The sequence below is a fragment of the Streptococcus nakanonensis genome, assembly GCF_059738785.1.
Genome location: NZ_AP027139.1, coordinates 512,072 through 528,534, shown reverse-complemented (window position 1 = coordinate 528,534; position 16,463 = coordinate 512,072). Strand labels below are relative to the sequence as shown.

16 protein-coding genes and 1 pseudogene are annotated in these 16,463 nt (G+C 40.5%); 8 read left to right on the top strand and 9 right to left on the bottom strand.

Translation table 11 applies throughout. The annotated features are described in order from the left end of the window. Positions 1-4: 4 nt before the first annotated feature. Genes AC6I9F_RS02810 through nrdR form a run of 4 tightly spaced genes read right to left on the bottom strand, consistent with a single transcriptional unit; the run spans position 5 to position 3,252 of the window. On the bottom strand, positions 5-715 hold the full coding sequence (locus tag AC6I9F_RS02810; RefSeq protein ID WP_498022603.1) for an NADPH-dependent oxidoreductase: 711 nt from the start codon (positions 713-715) through the stop codon (positions 5-7). Next, the gene (dnaI, locus tag AC6I9F_RS02805) at positions 712-1,608 is read right to left on the bottom strand and encodes a primosomal protein DnaI (RefSeq protein ID WP_301351184.1); all 897 of its coding nucleotides are present in this window, start codon (positions 1,606-1,608) and stop codon (positions 712-714) included. The genes AC6I9F_RS02810 and dnaI overlap by 4 nt, the downstream gene beginning before the upstream one ends. Beyond that, entirely contained in the window at positions 1,609-2,778 is a 1,170-nt protein-coding gene (locus tag AC6I9F_RS02800; protein ID WP_498022600.1) for a replication initiation and membrane attachment family protein, read from the bottom strand. Then, positions 2,779-3,252 carry a transcriptional regulator NrdR gene (gene nrdR / locus AC6I9F_RS02795; protein ID WP_001203672.1) on the bottom strand — a complete coding sequence of 158 codons (474 nt, stop codon included), beginning with the start codon at positions 3,250-3,252 and terminating at the stop codon, positions 2,779-2,781. A 139-nt stretch (positions 3,253-3,391) separates the two neighbouring features. Here nrdR and AC6I9F_RS02790 point away from each other — a divergent pair, with 139 nt between their 5' ends. From AC6I9F_RS02790 to AC6I9F_RS02765, 6 genes are all read left to right on the top strand, one after another. Further along, the gene (locus tag AC6I9F_RS02790; RefSeq protein ID WP_000119147.1) at positions 3,392-3,757 is read left to right on the top strand and encodes a GntR family transcriptional regulator; all 366 of its coding nucleotides are present in this window, start codon (positions 3,392-3,394) and stop codon (positions 3,755-3,757) included. Between the two features lie 4 nt (positions 3,758-3,761). Beyond that, the gene (locus tag AC6I9F_RS02785) at positions 3,762-4,457 is read left to right on the top strand and encodes an ABC transporter ATP-binding protein (RefSeq protein WP_498022588.1); all 696 of its coding nucleotides are present in this window, start codon (positions 3,762-3,764) and stop codon (positions 4,455-4,457) included. A 16-nt stretch (positions 4,458-4,473) separates the two neighbouring features. Continuing rightward, entirely contained in the window at positions 4,474-5,241 is a 768-nt protein-coding gene (locus tag AC6I9F_RS02780; protein WP_112443879.1) for a hypothetical protein, read from the top strand. Positions 5,242-5,379: 138 nt separating this feature from the next. Then, complete coding sequence (gene gggC / locus AC6I9F_RS02775) at positions 5,380-6,927, top strand: streptosactin export ABC transporter GggC (protein WP_218774899.1); 1,548 nt, start codon at positions 5,380-5,382, stop codon at positions 6,925-6,927. Between the two features lie 185 nt (positions 6,928-7,112). Next, positions 7,113-7,487, top strand: coding sequence for a CidA/LrgA family protein (locus AC6I9F_RS02770; RefSeq protein WP_000781325.1), 375 nt, complete (start codon positions 7,113-7,115; stop codon positions 7,485-7,487). Beyond that, positions 7,484-8,179, top strand: a complete 696-nt coding sequence (locus AC6I9F_RS02765; protein WP_001288952.1) for an LrgB family protein — start codon at positions 7,484-7,486, stop codon at positions 8,177-8,179. Before AC6I9F_RS02770 ends, AC6I9F_RS02765 begins: the two co-directional genes overlap by 4 nt. An 18-nt stretch (positions 8,180-8,197) precedes the next feature. On the opposite strand, the gene AC6I9F_RS02760 is transcribed toward AC6I9F_RS02765, so the two are convergent. From AC6I9F_RS02760 to AC6I9F_RS02750, 3 genes are all read right to left on the bottom strand, one after another. Beyond that, positions 8,198-8,323: a hypothetical protein gene (locus AC6I9F_RS02760; protein ID WP_411865981.1), complete on the bottom strand. Its 126-nt coding sequence runs from the start codon at positions 8,321-8,323 to the stop codon at positions 8,198-8,200. A 789-nt stretch (positions 8,324-9,112) separates the two neighbouring features. Beyond that, positions 9,113-10,312 carry an ABC transporter permease gene (locus AC6I9F_RS02755; RefSeq protein WP_112443876.1) on the bottom strand — a complete coding sequence of 400 codons (1,200 nt, stop codon included), beginning with the start codon at positions 10,310-10,312 and terminating at the stop codon, positions 9,113-9,115. After that, positions 10,309-11,202: an ABC transporter ATP-binding protein gene (locus tag AC6I9F_RS02750; RefSeq protein ID WP_498022584.1), complete on the bottom strand. Its 894-nt coding sequence runs from the start codon at positions 11,200-11,202 to the stop codon at positions 10,309-10,311. The genes AC6I9F_RS02755 and AC6I9F_RS02750 overlap by 4 nt, the downstream gene beginning before the upstream one ends. A 336-nt stretch (positions 11,203-11,538) precedes the next feature. Between AC6I9F_RS02750 and AC6I9F_RS02745 the strand changes: the two are divergent. Beyond that, a pseudogene (locus AC6I9F_RS02745) lies at positions 11,539-11,829 on the top strand (IS30 family transposase); the annotation flags it as partial. Between the two features lie 400 nt (positions 11,830-12,229). Further along, entirely contained in the window at positions 12,230-12,847 is a 618-nt protein-coding gene (locus tag AC6I9F_RS02740) for a TVP38/TMEM64 family protein (protein WP_498022582.1), read from the top strand. Positions 12,848-13,166: 319 nt separating this feature from the next. Here the strand turns inward: AC6I9F_RS02740 and scrK are convergent, their stop codons facing one another. After that, entirely contained in the window at positions 13,167-14,054 is an 888-nt protein-coding gene (scrK, locus tag AC6I9F_RS02735) for a fructokinase ScrK (protein ID WP_000164316.1), read from the bottom strand. 150 nt (positions 14,055-14,204) lie between these two features. After that, positions 14,205-16,091 carry a sucrose-specific PTS transporter subunit IIBC gene (locus tag AC6I9F_RS02730; protein ID WP_498022581.1) on the bottom strand — a complete coding sequence of 629 codons (1,887 nt, stop codon included), beginning with the start codon at positions 16,089-16,091 and terminating at the stop codon, positions 14,205-14,207. Between the last annotated feature and the right edge of the window lie 372 nt (positions 16,092-16,463).

Below are 16,463 nucleotides of genomic sequence, written 5' to 3'. Positions count from 1 at the left end.
CTTTCTACAATAACTTCTTCTGTTCAAGATTTTTTCTAGTTGAGCTTGGTTCAGCTTGACCAAACTGTTCTGCTAGGCGTTGACTCCAGCTTGTTGTCGCACGCGCCCCAGCATAGTCCGCCTGTACACGGTCATAAGCCTCAATCACATCAACTGTTTGTTCCTGGTATTCTTCCTCAAAGACCACTTGATTCAATGGCAAGCGAGGTTTGACTTCATGCTCTTCATTTGGTAAACCTAGTGCCATCCCAAAAACAGGATAGGTGTAGTCAGGCAGGTTAAAAAGCTCTGCCACTTCTTCTGACTTGTACCGTACCAAACCAATGATGACACCTCCATAGCCCAAACTTTCAGCTGCCAGCAGGGCATTTTGACCAGCAAGGGCCGCATCGACCGAACTAATCAAAAGACCTTCTACACCTTGAGGTTGGAAGATGTCGGTATGAAGTCGTGCTCCCTTTTCTGCTCGGTTCAAATCTCCGACAAAAAGAAGAAAAACAGCTGACTGGCGAATGGCTTCTTGAGGTACCAATTCATACAAGGCATCTTTCTTTTCCTGACTTCGTACCACAACAGAGTAGGATTGAAAATTCTTCCAAGACGAGGCCATCTGGGCTGCAGTCAGGATTTCAGTCAAGTCTTCCTGAGGAAGGGCTTGCTCCTTAAATCTTCGAACAGACTTATGAGCTTTCATCAGTTTAATCGTTTCTGTCATCGACGGTTTACTCCTTCTAAACGAGTCTCCTCAGCCAAATAACGGATGCGTTCCATGACGCGTCTGGCTTCCCAGGTCTCGTCATTTCCATGTTTCCCTTTAGCAAAATGCTGCTCCAATTCTTCAAAGTTGAAGTTGGAGGTGAAAAAGGTCGGTAAATTTTCCTGCATCCGATATTGAAGAATGACTTGCAGGATTTCATCACGTACCCAAGCTGTTGATTGCTCGGCACCAATGTCATCTAAAATCAGGACTTCAGACAGTTTAATCTCATCCACCAAGGTCTTGACATTACCATCACCGATAGCATTTTTGACATCAATGACAAAGCTAGGATAGTGGAGGAGAGTGGATGAAACACCACGTTTTTCTGATAAATCATGGGCTAAGGCAGCCACCATGAAACTTTTACCCACACCAAAGTCTCCATACAAGTAAAGACCTTTTTGAATAGCTGGATATTGCTCCACGAAGGCTAATAGCTTTTCAAAAACTGGCAAGCGCCCCAAATCATCCAAATCTACTTGAGCTAAACTAGCTTTCTTGAGAGTAGCTGGCAGATTGATTAACTTGAGGCGGTTCTTAATAGCCGCTTCTTTTTCAGCTGCGATTAGTTCAGGAGTTTCTTCATATGAGACATCCGCATAGCCATGATTCATAACCAAAATCGGCTTGTAGCCTTTGGCAATATAATCCGTATCACCACGAAGAAACTTGTCACGCTCGGTGATGTACTGATTAAACTTGGAGATACTGCGATTTAATTCCTCTGGGGTCAAGGATTCTTGCTGGATAAAAGCCGCAACATCAGGATCTTTCATGATTTTCTGGACCAAATCTTGATAATGAAAACGGCTAGGTTGACGTTTGAGTACGTCTCCGACACTTTCCATCTAATCTCCTCCTTTTTCTAATCGAGCTAATAGTTCTTGTTTCTTACGTTCTAATTCCAGACGAGTTTCCTCGCTGGTTTCATTCTTATAATCTGGATTGCTCCACTTGGGTACATTGGACTTGGCAGGACTCGGTTTACTGCTTTTTTGAGCCTGACTTTTCTGCCCACGCTCACGGATCCGCAAGACTGCCTCTTCTGCCGAATGAATCTTTTGATAGGCATAGTCATTGGCCACCTTCATGGCATATTTCTCATTGATATTTGCCGAATCGACCTTATTAAAGGTCAATAAAAGAATGATATTGATGACTTCGTCCAGCAAGCCCAAGCCAGCAATCTGTTGCAAGAGTTCTCTTTCTGTTTGGGTAATGGTTCCCTTGCGTGTTTGCTTGATTTCTGCCAAGAACTGCAGGGCAGTTTTACTTTTGGCTTCTTTGATAATGGTTGCTTCCTTAGGACTAAAGTCAGAGGAAACAGGTTTTTGAGCGATTTTTTCCCGCATGCGTTTGGTTGAAATAACCTGGGAAACAGCTGTTGACTTAGCCAATTGATAGGTTTCAAACCAAGTCCATTTCTTTTCCTCGGCAATGGCAAAGAGGTTTAAGACGTCGGACTGCTCATCCGCAAAGCGAAGCCCATCTCGAGCCATAAGCTGACGAAAATGATCTAAGTCAAAATCGTTGGCCACTTTCTTCTTGAGACCAAGGTCTTCTTGACTTCCCAGTTCTGCCAAGTCTGGAAAGACTTGATTGAGTGAGACAGGTATTTCTTCTCCCTCAGCACTCTCAACTCCCAAATCCTCCACAGCTGCATCGCCAATCTTTTTCTCCAAAAGTCTGCGATAAACAGGATGCTCCAAGAAGTCCTGGCTCGAAAGGGGAGCATGGAGGGCTAGCTGATAAACATCCCCCTTTTGATAGGGGGTCAGGAGATTGAAAGCAGATAAGATTTTTAGGGATTTTATCAGTCTATCCATCCCAAAGTTGAGATGGTTGAGAATACTTGAAAAGAGGTATTCCTTTCTGCCATTATCCCAAAAACTAATCGTATAAAGATAAAGGCTCAGTGCCTCCTGACCGATAATCGGGAGGTAGCACTGTACCAGAGATGAGGTATCTTGCGACACCCGATTATTCTTTAGATAAGAAAAACGGTCAATTGGCTTCATTTATCTTTCCTTTTTCTTTTTAGAGGACTGGGTGATTTGTTGGAGCAAGCTCTCTAGCTCACTGACATCCTTAAAACTACGATAGACACTGGCAAAACGTACATAGGTAATCTCATCTAACTCAGCCAACTCCTCCATGACGAGTGAACCAATGTCCTCACTTTGAATTTCATTTTCATTTCGACCACGGAGTTTCTGTTCGATACGATTGACTACCATGTTGATTTCATCACTTGACACAGGACGTTTCTGGGCTGAGCGGATAATCCCATTAAAGATTTTATCTCTGGAGAATTGTTCCCGTGTGCCATCTTTTTTAACAACCACTAAGGTTCTTTCTTCTACTCGTTCGTAGGTTGTAAAACGGTGCTGGCATTCATCGCACTCACGTCTTCTACGAATGGTGTTCCCTTCTTCTGCTTGGCGACTATCGATAACACTTGACTTGGTAGCCCCACATTTTGGACAACGCATCCTTTCCCTCCTTATCGTTTTCTTTTCATTATACCATTTTTTAAACGATTCCCAAAACAATTCTTCTTTTTGCTTGACAAGTTTTTTGTTTTGTTGTATTATTTAATTAAGACAAATAGATAAAAGAAAGGAGACCAAGATGTCCTGGACATTTGACAACAAAAAACCCATCTATTTACAGATTATGGAGAAAATCAAGCTTCAGATTGTTTCCCATACACTGGAAGCCAATCAACAACTTCCAACCGTGAGGGAGCTAGCTAGCGAGGCTGGTGTCAATCCAAACACCATCCAAAGAGCCTTGTCAGACCTTGAACGAGAAGGCTTTGTCTACAGCAAGCGCACAACTGGACGATTTGTGACTGAAGATAAGGAGCTAATCGCCCAATCACGCAAACAATTATCGGAAGAAGAATTGGAACACTTCGTTTCCTCCATGACCCATTTTGGCTATGAAAAAGAAGAACTACCAGGCGTAGTCGGCGATTATATTAAAGGAGTTTAAGCCTATGTCATTACTAGCATTTGAAAATGTATCCAAATCATATGGAGCAACACCAGCCCTTGAAAATGTTTCCCTTGAGATCCCAGCTGGAAAAATTGTCGGTCTCCTTGGGCCAAATGGCTCAGGAAAAACAACCCTGATTAAACTAATCAATGGCCTCTTGCAACCAGATCAAGGACGTGTCCTTATCAATGACATGGACCCAAGCCCAGCAACCAAGGCCATCGTAGCTTATTTGCCGGATACGACCTATCTCAATGAGCAAATGAAGGTCAAAGAAGCCCTAACCTACTTCAAGACTTTCTATAAAGATTTCAATATTGAACGCGCCCATCATCTACTTGCAGACCTCGGAATTGATGAAAATAGTCGTCTCAAGAAACTATCAAAAGGAAACAAGGAAAAGGTACAACTGATTTTGGTTATGAGCCGTGATGCTCGCCTCTACGTTTTGGATGAACCCATTGGTGGGGTGGATCCAGCAGCCCGTGATTATATCCTCAATACCATCATCAACAACTACTCACCAACTTCTACCGTTTTGATTTCTACCCACTTGATTTCAGATATCGAGCCAATCTTGGATGAAATTGTCTTCCTCAAAGACGGAAAAGTCGTTCGTCAAGGCAATGTAGACGATATTCGCTATGAGTCGGGTGAATCCATTGACCAACTCTTCCGTCAGGAATTTAAGGCCTAAGCAAAGGAGATTATTTATGTTTTGGAATTTAGTTCGCTACGAATTTAAAAATGTTAACAAGTGGTATTTAGCCCTCTACGCAGCCGTGCTAGTCCTTTCTGCCCTTATCGGGATACAAGCACAGACCTATAACAATCTGCCTGTCAAAGAAAGTCAACCTACTATGCTACTTTTTCTAGCCCTCGTCTTTGGTGGCTTGATGATTACACTTGGGATTTCAACTCTTTTCTTAATCATTAAACGCTTTAAAGGCAGTGTCTATGACCGACAAGGCTATCTGACTTTGACCTTGCCAGTTTCTGAACACCATATCATCACAACCAAACTAATCGGTGCCTTTATCTGGTCGTTGATTAGCACTGCTGTCCTAGCTCTAAGTGCTGTTATTATTGTGACCATAACGGCTTCAGAATGGATCCCTCTTTCTTATGTGATTACATTTGTAGAAACACATCTCCCTCAGATCTTTCTTACAGGTATATCCTTCCTACTAAATACCATTTCCAGTATACTCTGCATCTACTTGGCTATTTCCATTGGACAGCTTTTCAATGAATACCGTACAGCACTCGCTGTTGCAGCCTACATTGGTATCCAAATCGTCATTGGATTTATTGAACTTTCCTTCAATCTTAGTTCTAATTTCTATGTCAATTCACTTGTAGGACTCAATGACCATTTCTATATGGGAGCAAGTATAAGTATTGTTGAAGAACTCATTTTCATAGCTATCTTTTACCTCGGAACCTACTATATCTTGAGAAACAAGGTTAATTTGCAATAGTTTTAAAGTCTAGCGACAATAACTCGCTAGACTTTTTTCGTTCTCAGGACTTACATTTTTATATGAAGTATTTAACAAAAAGGAGTATAATGACTTTAAAACTGATTACATGTATATTGATAAGGAGGTTAAGTCTTTATGCTGAGAAGATTTGTTACTAAGAAACACCTCGTACTTTACTTCTTTTCTATTGCCATTACTTGGCTGGAAGCAATTATCACGCCAGCCCTTGTTCAGAATATTGTTGCCAGTTTTACCAATCAAGAACTAGGCCTTCTTTGGAAAGTATTGATTCTAGGAATCCTTGGAAACCTCATCCTCTTACTAGGCTTGGCTGGGAAACGCTATTACTACGCTCGTTTGATTACTGACTTCAAATATGGAATCAAGAGTGCTATTTTCAAGCGATTTTTAAATAGTTATGAGATTGATGAAAAGGATATTTTGTCTGACCTAGAAAACGACGTCAAGCAACTAGAAGAAAGCTATATTGAGCCAACGGTCATCATCATTTCTTCTCTTGGCTTCACAACTGTGTCCATTCTCTATGCCCTGTGGACCAATTTTCACCTGGGCTTGATTTTCATCCTCTTCTACTCCTTTCCTGTACTCTGCAGTGCTATCGGATCCAAGCGTTTGGATTCACTTTCTGAAAAGCGGTCCACTGTTAACCAGAGCTACTTAGCAAGCTTGACAAATTTTATTGGTGGTAGCCAACAAATTCGCCATTATCAGGGGCAAGACTACTTTTTTGCTCACTATCAAAAGCAATTACAAACCAGTCTGGATGTCGAAATCAACTATGAAAAGCAACGAACTTTAAACAGTCTCTTGATCAATAGCATCGATGCCTTTTGCTCCGTCACACCTATTGTCATCGGTGGCTTTATGACCTACTATAATTATTTAGATGCGGCTAGTTTTGTGGCCATCTATCTGGTTTCCCATAATATCGGCTATCAATTCCAAGAGTTGGCTTACTTTACCAACACCCGAAAAGCGAATCGAACTCTTCTCAACAAATACCAAAAACTTTTGAACCAGTCTGATCCCATCTCGCCTAGAAGCATAGAAAATATTTTCCCTATCCAACTTGACACCATCTCCCTTGAAAAAGAGGGGAATAGCCTCTTGTCTCCGATTTCCATACACATCAAGCAAGGAGAAAAAATTGCCATTATCGGGGAAAGTGGCTCTGGTAAAACAACCCTGCTCAATATCATTCATGGAGAAGAGACACCAACAAGTGGTCAGATTAGCTTTGCTGGTCAGAACCTGTCACGTCAAGAAATCACAAGTATTAGTTCCTATATTCTCCAAGATAGCCATTGCTTTGACACGCTATCTCTGGAAGACAATATCCTTCTAGGACTGGATAAAAATCCAGAGACTTTAAATCTTATCCTCAAAAAAACGGGATTAGATCATTTGAAAAATCGAACCCTCAGCAATGACAGTCTGTCTGGTGGCGAGAAACAACGCCTAGAAATCGCTCGTGCCCTCTACCATGATAGCCAACTCATCTTAGCCGATGAGATTAAGGCCAATCTTGACTCGGAAAATAGCAGAAAAATTAGCGACTTGCTCTTCTCCCTACCACAGACAGTCATTGAAGTCATTCACCACTACACAGAAGAAGACTTAAAACACTATAATCAAGTCATTCACTTAAGCAAAAAAAAGTAATATTCTTCGAAAATCGCTTCAAACTATGTCAGTTTGACCTACAAACCCAATACTTTGCTTTGAGCAACATGCAGCTGACTTCCTAGTTTGTTCTTTAATTTTCATTATCTCTTGGTGCATTTCCTTGAAATTTTCTGAAAAAAGAGTAAACTGGTATGCAAGAAGTCTATTTCGTGGAGTATAGGATGAAATTATATGTTCAATTAATGATTCTCTTTGTGATTTCTCTAATCGGAGAGGGGATTTCCAGTTTCTTTCATTTGCCCATTCCAGGCAGTATTATCGGTTTGATTATTCTCTTTCTAGCCCTACAATTCAAGTGGCTGAGAACTAGGCATGTCAATATGGTGGGGAATTTCTTGCTAGCCAATATGACCATTCTCTTTTTGCCGCCAGCAGTGGGAATCATGGAGAAGTTTGATGTGATTGCTCCCTATCTCTTGCCTATTGTTTTGATTGTCTTTTTTGCAGCAGTCATCAATATTATCCTCATAGCCTTGGTAGTTCAGTTCATCAAGAGACGGTTTGAGGGAGATTATGAGAAAGGAGATGCCAAATGAGTGAATTTGTTTCCAATCCCCTGTTTGGGCTTGCCCTGTCTATCTTAGCTTATCTAGTGGGAATGCTGATTTACAGACGTTTTCCTCATCCATTGACAACGCCCTTGCTTTTATCAGCTGTTTTCATTATTATCTTTCTGAAAGTGACGGGTATTTCTTACCAAGATTACTACCAAGGTGGGGTTTATCTGAACAACTTGATTGTCCCATCGACTGTTGCTCTAGGTATTCCGCTTTATAAGAGTTTTCACTTGATGAAGCATCATGCTCGGAGTATTCTTTTTGGAAGTCTATTAGCGGTAGTTGTCAATACCTCTTTCACAGCTCTTGTGGCTAAGATTTTTGGCATGGACTTTTTCTTAGCCATTTCTCTTTTTCCCAAGTCAGTAACAACCGCCATGGCAGTAGGAATAACAGAAAAATTGCAAGGTCTGACTACTGTGACCTTGGTGGTTGTAGTGGCGACTGGGATTTTAACCAGTGTAATCGGCCCAACCCTTTTGAAGTGGTTGAAAATAGATGATCCAGTAGCTGTTGGTCTTTCCCTTGGAGGAACAGGCCATGCAGTCGGAACAGGGACAGCCTTCCGATACGGATCTGTAGCAGGAGCTATGGGTGGTTTGGCTATCGGTGTCACTGGTATTCTCTATGTCTTTGTCAGCCCTATCGTAGCCAGTTTGATATTGAGTTAATACTCTTCGAAAATCTCTTCAAACCGCGTCAACGTCGCCTTGCCGTAGGTATAGGTAACTGACTTCGTCAGTCTTATCCACAACCTCAAAACAGTGTTTTGAGCAACCTGCGACTAGTTTCCTAGTTTGCTCTTTAATTTTCATTGAGTATAAAAAGCAAGGAATTCGAGCAATCTCATTATGGTAGTGACATGGGGGCTAACTTCTCATATTTATACATTTCTCCAATCAGTTAGTTGATTACAATCGAGATTTTCTATACTCTCCTTATAAGATTTTCGCATAAGATGAGACAGCACACGCTGAAGACATCTATGTTATTTAGATTTAATGCAATCTTTTAAAAGAGTTTTGATAATCTATATTTCTTATTTAGTTTAGTTGATTTCATATCACTATACTATAATGCTTATCCAAATGATTACACTATCAAAACACCCTATTATTAGATGCTTACGAAACAGATTTTTATACTCTTCAAACCACGTCAGCTTGTCCTTAGTGTGTATATGTTACTGACTTGGTCAGTTCCTAAACCTCAAAACATAGTTTCGAAGATCCTTCCGCTAACTTCCCAGTCTGATTTTCATTGAATATTAACGATACTTTATCACATAAAGAGGCTGGATGAAAAGTCTTCACAATCAAAAAACGCATACTATCAGGTCTTGAAAAATCCTGGTAGTATGCGTTTTTTGTGAGCTGACTTATTTCCTTTCACTATATCGCAAAATGAAATAAGAACGGAAAACGATGGGATTTTGGAATTCAAATCAATTTATAAGAATGTTTTAGAAGCAATATTATCCTATTCCAGATTCAGTTCACTATACAATCAAGTTTTCAAGTAACCTATTTACATAATGTGTAAGTAATTAGGTTCGTGATTCCACTCTTTTCATCTCTAAAAAACCTCGCTTTCGCGAGGCTCTTCTATTTATAAGCTAAGGCACGTTTAAAGGTTTTCCAGATTCCTAAATCATCTGTTTGCAGAACGAGACTAGCATACATGCGTCCGATAAATCCTGTTGCTACCACCGCAAAAATCACTGTAATAGCTAGCGAAATCCATGCTTCTGCTCCCCCTGCATAGCCATTAATGGTTCTAAATGGCATGAAGAAGGTCGAAATAAAGGGAATATAAGAACCAATCTTCAAGATGAGATTGTCACCAGCTGCACCCAGAGCTGTCACTCCAAAAAAACCACCCATAATCAAAATCATCAAAGGCGACAAGGCTTTTCCTGCGTCCTCCGGACGAGAAACCATAGAACCTAGAAAGGCCGCCAAGACGACGTACATAAAGAGACTAACCAAAATAAAGAGCAAGGTATTCAGTGAGAAAGCATCTCCCAAGTGATCTAAAACACCAGACTGAGCCAAGAATGGCAAATCTTTAAATAACAGAATGGCAGCGATACCACCTACAACATAAATCCCAATATGCGTTAAAATCACTAGAAATAGAGCCATCATCCGCGCATAGAAATAGTGACTTGCCCTTATGCTAGAAAAAACGACTTCCATAATTTTGGTGCCTTTTTCACTGGCAACTTCCTGAGCCGTCACACCCGCATAGGTAATCAGAATCATATAAAGAAAGAATCCTAAGGCGCCTGCTGCAATTGTTTGAATAAACTTTTTATTTTCCTTGGCTTCATCAATCTTTTCTGTGAATTGAACTGTCTGCGCTAAGCGTTTTTCCTGCTCTTGAGACAAGGAGGCCGTTGAACGATTAAGCTGATTTTGCAGCTCATTGAGTGTACCTGTAACTGCAAATTTAATTCCATTTTCAAGCGATGTTTCGCCATGATAAACTGCCTTTAGAACACTATCTTCTTGATCAATAGTCAAATAGCCTTTTAATTTTTCATCTTTAATCGCTTCTTTGGCACTTGCTTCGTCTTTATAGTCAAAGTTAATACCATTTACATTCTTCAGTCCTTCTGCCACAGATGGCACTGTTGTCACTACTGCCACTTTATTATTTTTAGCCATTGAAGAGCCTTGAAGATGCCCAATTCCTACAAAGATTCCTAAAAAGAGGAACGGCGAAATCACCATAAAGAAGAAACTCCACGATTTGACATGTCGAAGATAGGTTTCCTTGATTACAACCCACATATTTCTCATACTTCCACCCCTGATTCTAGTTTAAAGATTTCATCGATTGTCGGCGCTTGTTGGTCAAAGGTTGCGATATATTGCCCCTGAGTCAAGATTGGGAAGAGTTCCCTTCCAGCGCTCTCATCCTCCAAAATCAATTTCCAACTGCCTTGTTTGGTCAAGCTCACCTGTTTAACATGAGGAAGTTTTTCCAGTTCTTCCTTGCTTCGTTCACTTGCAACAAAGAGACGCGTTTTCCCGTATTGATTGCGGACATCCTGAACTGGTCCATGCAAGACCACACGACCATCTCGAATCATGAGAATATCGTCACAAAGCTCCTCGACGTTGGTCATGACATGATCAGAAAAGATAATGGTTGCTCCGCGCTCTTTTTCCTGAAAAATGACTTGTTTGAGCAATTCTGTATTGACTGGGTCCAATCCACTGAAAGGCTCATCCAAGATAATCAAGTCTGGCTCATGAATCAAAGTAATGATAAGCTGAATCTTCTGCTGATTTCCTTTTGACAGACTCTTAATTTTATCTGTCAGCTTCCCTTTCACTTCCAACCTCTTCATCCATTGAGGGAGTTTTTCCTTGATTTCCTTAGCATCCATACCTTTTAGAGTCGCCAAGTAACGAACTTGTTCAAGGACTGTCAATTTAGGCATGAGACTGCGTTCTTCAGGCAGATAGCCAATCCGAGTGTAGGTCTCCTGACGAATATCCTGATTATCAAGACTAATTTCTCCTTGATATTCTAAAAACTTCAAAATACTGTGGAAAATCGTTGTCTTCCCAGCACCATTTTTTCCGACTAGTCCCAAAATACGACCTGGTCGCGCTTGAAAGTCAATACCAAACAAAACTTGCTTGGATCCAAAACTTTTCTCTAGACTTCTTACTTCTAGCATCTTTAACCTCCGAAATTTCTTTCACTCATTATACTCTTTTTTGATAGCCTTTACAATGATTTCTGTCCATTTTTAGAAGACTAATGCTATGTAAAATATGGCATGGAGCGTTTTTAGTGATAAATCCATTATACAGTAGCAAACTTAATTTATCCACTCTGCTCCTCAACTGTCTATTTTTGATCCTGAATTGTTATTTGAGTAACTCCTTTTTCCCCATAAAGTTCTCTTCCTCTAAAACTTCTGGAAAAAAGCGAATAATTTCTTGACAACATTTTTTATAAGAAACAAGTTCATCTGTCATTTCAAGAAGGAGTAATCCTTTATCTACTAATGGACGGAACGGAATTCAACCGCCTGTCCGATATGTTTTCTAAGGAACATATCTACTATGCACATCCCTATACCTCTTGGGAAAGGGGAACTAATGAGAATCACAACAGGCTTATTCGTAGATGGTTACCTAAGCCTAAGGGAACTAAGAAAACGACTCCCAAAGAAATCGCATTCATCGAAAAATGGATTAACAACTATCCTAAAAAATGCTTGAACTACAAGTCGCCTAGAGAAGACTTCTGGATGGCTTACTTGAACTTGAAATTTAGCAATAATTCATTCACCATCTAACTATATTTAATAATTATTTCAGAACTGATTAATATTAAAATTAACTAACGATTCAAAGGATTCATACTAGACATAAATTACATCCATCAGAGAGACTCTTATTATTTTTAGATTTTAGCTTTTCTAGCTTCAGAATACATCTAAACTTTAGGAAAGACGACTATTCGAAAGCTAGAAGACCTCAAAATTATATTAGATAAGCTATTCGAAACTTAGAATGCTTTTAAATTTATGTAATTGCGATTATTCTAATCTTAGAATACATTTAAACTTTAGTTGACAGACCTATTCTAAGTCTCGAAGACCTGTATTCCCATCTATTTCTTATCAAAAACACTCATTCCCCCTTTCTCCTCCAAAATATGGTATAGTAGAGTTATACTATCTATGAGGAGTTTACATGTCACAGGATAAACAAATGAAAGCTGTTTCTCCCCTTCTGCAGCAAGTTATCAATATCTCATCGATTGTCGGTGGGGTTGGGAGTTTGATTTTCTGTATTTGGGCTTATCAGGCTGGGATTTTACAGTCTAAGGAAATCCTCTCTGCCTTTATCCAGCAAGCAGGTATCTGGGGGCCACCTCTCTTTATTTTTTTACAGATTTTACAAACGGTCGTCCCTATCATTCCAGGAGCCTTGACCTCGGTGGCTGGTGTCTTTATCTACGGTCACATCATCGGTACGATCTACAACTATATCGGTATCGTGATTGGCTGTGCCATTATCTTTTATCTGGTGCGCCTCTATGGGGCTGCCTTTGTCCAGTCTGTCGTCAGCAAGCGCACCTATGACAAGTACATCGGCTGGCTAGATAAGGGCAATCGTTTTGACCGTTTCTTTATCTTTATGATGATTTGGCCCATTAGTCCAGCTGACTTTCTCTGTATGCTGGCTGCCCTGACCAAGATGAGCTTCAAGCGCTATATGATTATTATCGTTCTGACCAAGCCCTTTACTCTCGTGGTTTATACCTACGGTCTGACCTATATTATTGACTTTTTCTGGCAAATGCTTTGACACGTAAAAAATCCGTTTGGTTTCCCAAGTGGATTTTTAAAGCGTAGATTAACTATAGCTTAATACTAAATATACTTTGGTATGGAAATCATGCATATTTTTCGATAGTAAGGCGAGGACTTACCTAGCCTTTCCGCCGTGATAGAAACACCTGAAATCTAATGGTTTCAGGTATTCGGAAACTTTGAGACATTAGGCTCAAAGTTTAGGTATGGAATTTCGAAGAAAGTCGCTACCGTCCGTAATCACTTAAGGAAAGGCTCAAAAATATTATTTGCAACCACAAAATCCGTTTGGGAAACCAAGCGGATTTTGTGCTTTATTTTGAAACTTCTTTTGCAAGTACAAAGTTTCCAAGAGTAGCAGAACCATTTCCTGCTACTGCTGGCGTTACAATGTAATCACGCACATCTGGTACTGGTAGGTAGCCATTTAGAAGAGATGTAAATTTCTCACGGACACGGTCCAGCATGTGTTGTTGAGCCATGACCCCTCCGCCAAAGACAATCACGTCTGGGCGGAAAGTCACTGTCGCATTAACCGCAGCTTGAGCGATATAGTAGGCTTGAACATCCCAAACAGGGTTGTTGAGTTCAATGTTTTCCCCACGTACACCTGTACGAGCTTCCAAACTTGGACCAGCTGCATAGCCTTCCAGACATCCCTTATGGAAAGGACAAACACCGTTGAATTCTTTTTCAATATCCATTGGGTGTCTAGCAACATAGTAATGCCCCATCTCAGGGTGACCCACACCACCGATAAACTCGCCACGTTGGATGACACCTGCACCGATACCTGTACCGATTGTGTAGTAAACCAAGTTTTCGATACGGCCACCAGCATTATTACGGGCAACCACTTCACCATAAGCAGAGCTGTTTACGTCTGTAGTGAAGTACATTGGCACGTTGAGGGCGCGACGAAGGGCACCAAGCAAGTCCACATTTGCCCAGTTTGGTTTTGGAGTCGTTGTGATAAAGCCATAAGTTTTTGAGTTTTTATCAATATCAATCGGACCAAATGAACCGACTGCAAGACCAGCAAGATTATCGAATTTTGAGAAGAACTCGATGGTTTTATCGATTGTTTCGATTGGAGTTGTTGTTGGAAATTGTGTTTTTTCTACAACGTTAAAGTTTTCATCACCGACAGCACAGACAAACTTTGTACCGCCCGCTTCCAAGCTTCCATATAATTTTGTCATGATAAACCTCTTGTTTTTATTTTCTTAATTATAGCATACTTCAAAAAAGTTACTTTTCTCTATATTTTAGTTTTTCCTCTGTAAATCTTACCATTCAAGCAAAAACGAACAAACATGTCATTTGTTCGTTTTCACATTAGAGAGGATTGATTAAATTTTCACTTCAATAACGGCATCCCCCTTCGCAACTGAACCTGTTGCGACTGGAGCTACTGAAGCATAGTCAGCTGTATTTGTAACGATAACCATTGTTGTATCATCAAGTCCAGCTGCAGCGATTTTGTTTGAGTCAAATGTTCCAAGAACATCGCCTGCTTTAACCTTATCACCTTGAGCAACTTTTGCTTCAAAACCTTCACCGTTCATAGATACAGTGTCAATACCAACGTGAATCAAAACTTCAGCACCATCAGTTGTTTTCAAACCAAAAGCGTGTCCTGTTGGAAAGGCAATTGAAACTTCAGCATCAGCTGGTGCATATACCACACCTTGACTTGGTTTCACAGCGATACCTTGTCCCATAGCTCCGCTTGAGAAAACAGGGTCATTAACATCAGCAAGAGCGACAACATCACCGACGATAGGAGTTACAAGTGTTTCATTTTGAAGGGCTGCTGGAATGTTGCCAGTTGTTTCTTCTTGGACCAAACGTTCTGTCGCCGCTTCAGTAGCAACTTCTTTTTCATCCTCATAACCAAACATGTAAGTAAGAGCAAAACCAAGTGCAAATGATACAGCTACCATAAGAAGGTATTGGGCAAGTTGTCCGTTACCAACATAAAGCATTGTACCAGGGATGATGGTGATACCACTACCATTACCAGCAAGTCCAAGGATAGAAGCCAATCCACCACCGATTGCACCAGCAATCAATGAGAGGAAGAATGGTTTACGGAAGCGCAAGTTCACCCCGAAGATAGCAGGCTCTGTAATACCGAGGAAGGCAGAAAGAGCAGCTGGGAAAGCAAGTGTTTTCAGTTTTGGATTTTTAGTTTTAACACCAACCGCAACAGTCGCAGCACCTTGAGCTGTCATAGCCGCAGTGATGATAGCGTTGAATGGGTTAGCATGGTCAGCAGCAAGCAATTGCACTTCAAGCAAGTTGAAGATGTGGTGCACACCTGACACGACGATCAATTGGTGAACCCCACCAATCAAGAAACCACCAAGACCAAGTGGCAAGCCAAGAATTGCTTTTGTACCAATAAGGATATAGTTTTCAACAATGTGGAAGACTGGTCCGATGACAAAGAGTCCAAGGATAGACATGACCAAAAGTGTCACAAATGGTGTTACCAAGAGGTCAATGACATCTGGAACGACCTTGCGGACAGCTTTTTCAAATTTTGCTCCGACAACCCCGATGATGAAGGCTGGAAGAACGGAACCTTGCAAACCAACAACAGGGATGAAACCAAAGAAGTTCATAGCCGTTACTTCACCACCTGAAGCGACTACCCAAGCGTTTGGAAGTGAGCCAGAAACAAGCATCATACCAAGAACGATACCAACGGCAGGATTTCCACCGAATACACGGAAGGTTGACCACACAACCAAACCTGGCAAGATGATGAAGGCTGTATCTGTCAAGATTTGTGTGTAAGTTGCAAAGTCTCCTGGAAGTGGCATTTTAAGAGCATTGAAAAGACCACGCACACCCATGAAGAGACCTGTCGCTACGATAACTGGGATGATTGGAACGAAAACGTCACCGAAAGTACGGATAGCACGTTGGAACCAGTTCCCTTGTTTAGCAGCTTCTGCTTTCATGTCATCTTTAGATGATGTTGGCAAACCAAGTGCAACAACTTCATCGTACATTTTGTTAACTGTACCTGTACCAAAGATGATTTGGTATTGACCTGAGTTAAAGAAAGCACCTTGAACTTTTTCCAAGTTTTCAATCACTTCTTTATTGATTTTTCCTTCATCTTTGACCATGACACGAAGACGAGTCGCACAGTGGGCAACACTGTTGACATTTTCACGTCCGCCCAAGGCATCGATGACTTTTTTTGCAATTTCCTGATTGTTCATTTGCAAAAATCTCCTTACATAAAATTTTGTTCTTGTTTGAAAGCGATTTTATTCGCCCTTACGACTATTATTTTATCATGTTTTAGAAATATGTCAAGCGTTTTGCAGAAAAATATTCTATCCACTTAGTGGACACGCTTTAGATTGATTGTTTTTGATTGTTTTATCAGGTATTCCTTGAAAAAATAAGTTTTCAATCTTGGTTGATAAGGTTTTCATTTTATCATCTTTCATATTTTCGTGAAAATTTGATTGGTTTTCTGGTTTTGATTTGTGATAAACGTTTGACAGTTTTTTCTCTTTTTTAACATAAAAGGCTTGCTTTTTTTTCCGAAAACGGTTACTATTAAAAGTGATAAGATTTTTGGAGGA

Bases quoted from the DNA above. Each gene is read 5' to 3' on its own strand.
- AC6I9F_RS02810 (WP_498022603.1), bottom strand. From the start codon at position 715: ATGACAGAAACGATTAAACTGATGAAAGCTCATAAGTCTGTTCGAAGA.
- dnaI (WP_301351184.1), bottom strand. From the start codon at position 1,608: ATGGAAAGTGTCGGAGACGTACTCAAACGTCAACCTAGCCGTTTTCAT.
- AC6I9F_RS02800 (WP_498022600.1), bottom strand. From the start codon at position 2,778: ATGAAGCCAATTGACCGTTTTTCTTATCTAAAGAATAATCGGGTGTCG.
- nrdR (WP_001203672.1), bottom strand. From the start codon at position 3,252: ATGCGTTGTCCAAAATGTGGGGCTACCAAGTCAAGTGTTATCGATAGT.
- AC6I9F_RS02790 (WP_000119147.1), top strand. From the start codon at position 3,392: ATGTCCTGGACATTTGACAACAAAAAACCCATCTATTTACAGATTATG.
- AC6I9F_RS02785 (WP_498022588.1), top strand. From the start codon at position 3,762: ATGTCATTACTAGCATTTGAAAATGTATCCAAATCATATGGAGCAACA.
- AC6I9F_RS02780 (WP_112443879.1), top strand. From the start codon at position 4,474: ATGTTTTGGAATTTAGTTCGCTACGAATTTAAAAATGTTAACAAGTGG.
- gggC (WP_218774899.1), top strand. From the start codon at position 5,380: ATGCTGAGAAGATTTGTTACTAAGAAACACCTCGTACTTTACTTCTTT.
- AC6I9F_RS02770 (WP_000781325.1), top strand. From the start codon at position 7,113: ATGAAATTATATGTTCAATTAATGATTCTCTTTGTGATTTCTCTAATC.
- AC6I9F_RS02765 (WP_001288952.1), top strand. From the start codon at position 7,484: ATGAGTGAATTTGTTTCCAATCCCCTGTTTGGGCTTGCCCTGTCTATC.
- AC6I9F_RS02760 (WP_411865981.1), bottom strand. From the start codon at position 8,323: ATGAAAATTAAAGAGCAAACTAGGAAACTAGTCGCAGGTTGCTCAAAA.
- AC6I9F_RS02755 (WP_112443876.1), bottom strand. From the start codon at position 10,312: ATGAGAAATATGTGGGTTGTAATCAAGGAAACCTATCTTCGACATGTC.
- AC6I9F_RS02750 (WP_498022584.1), bottom strand. From the start codon at position 11,202: ATGCTAGAAGTAAGAAGTCTAGAGAAAAGTTTTGGATCCAAGCAAGTT.
- AC6I9F_RS02740 (WP_498022582.1), top strand. From the start codon at position 12,230: ATGTCACAGGATAAACAAATGAAAGCTGTTTCTCCCCTTCTGCAGCAA.
- scrK (WP_000164316.1), bottom strand. From the start codon at position 14,054: ATGACAAAATTATATGGAAGCTTGGAAGCGGGCGGTACAAAGTTTGTC.
- AC6I9F_RS02730 (WP_498022581.1), bottom strand. From the start codon at position 16,091: ATGAACAATCAGGAAATTGCAAAAAAAGTCATCGATGCCTTGGGCGGA.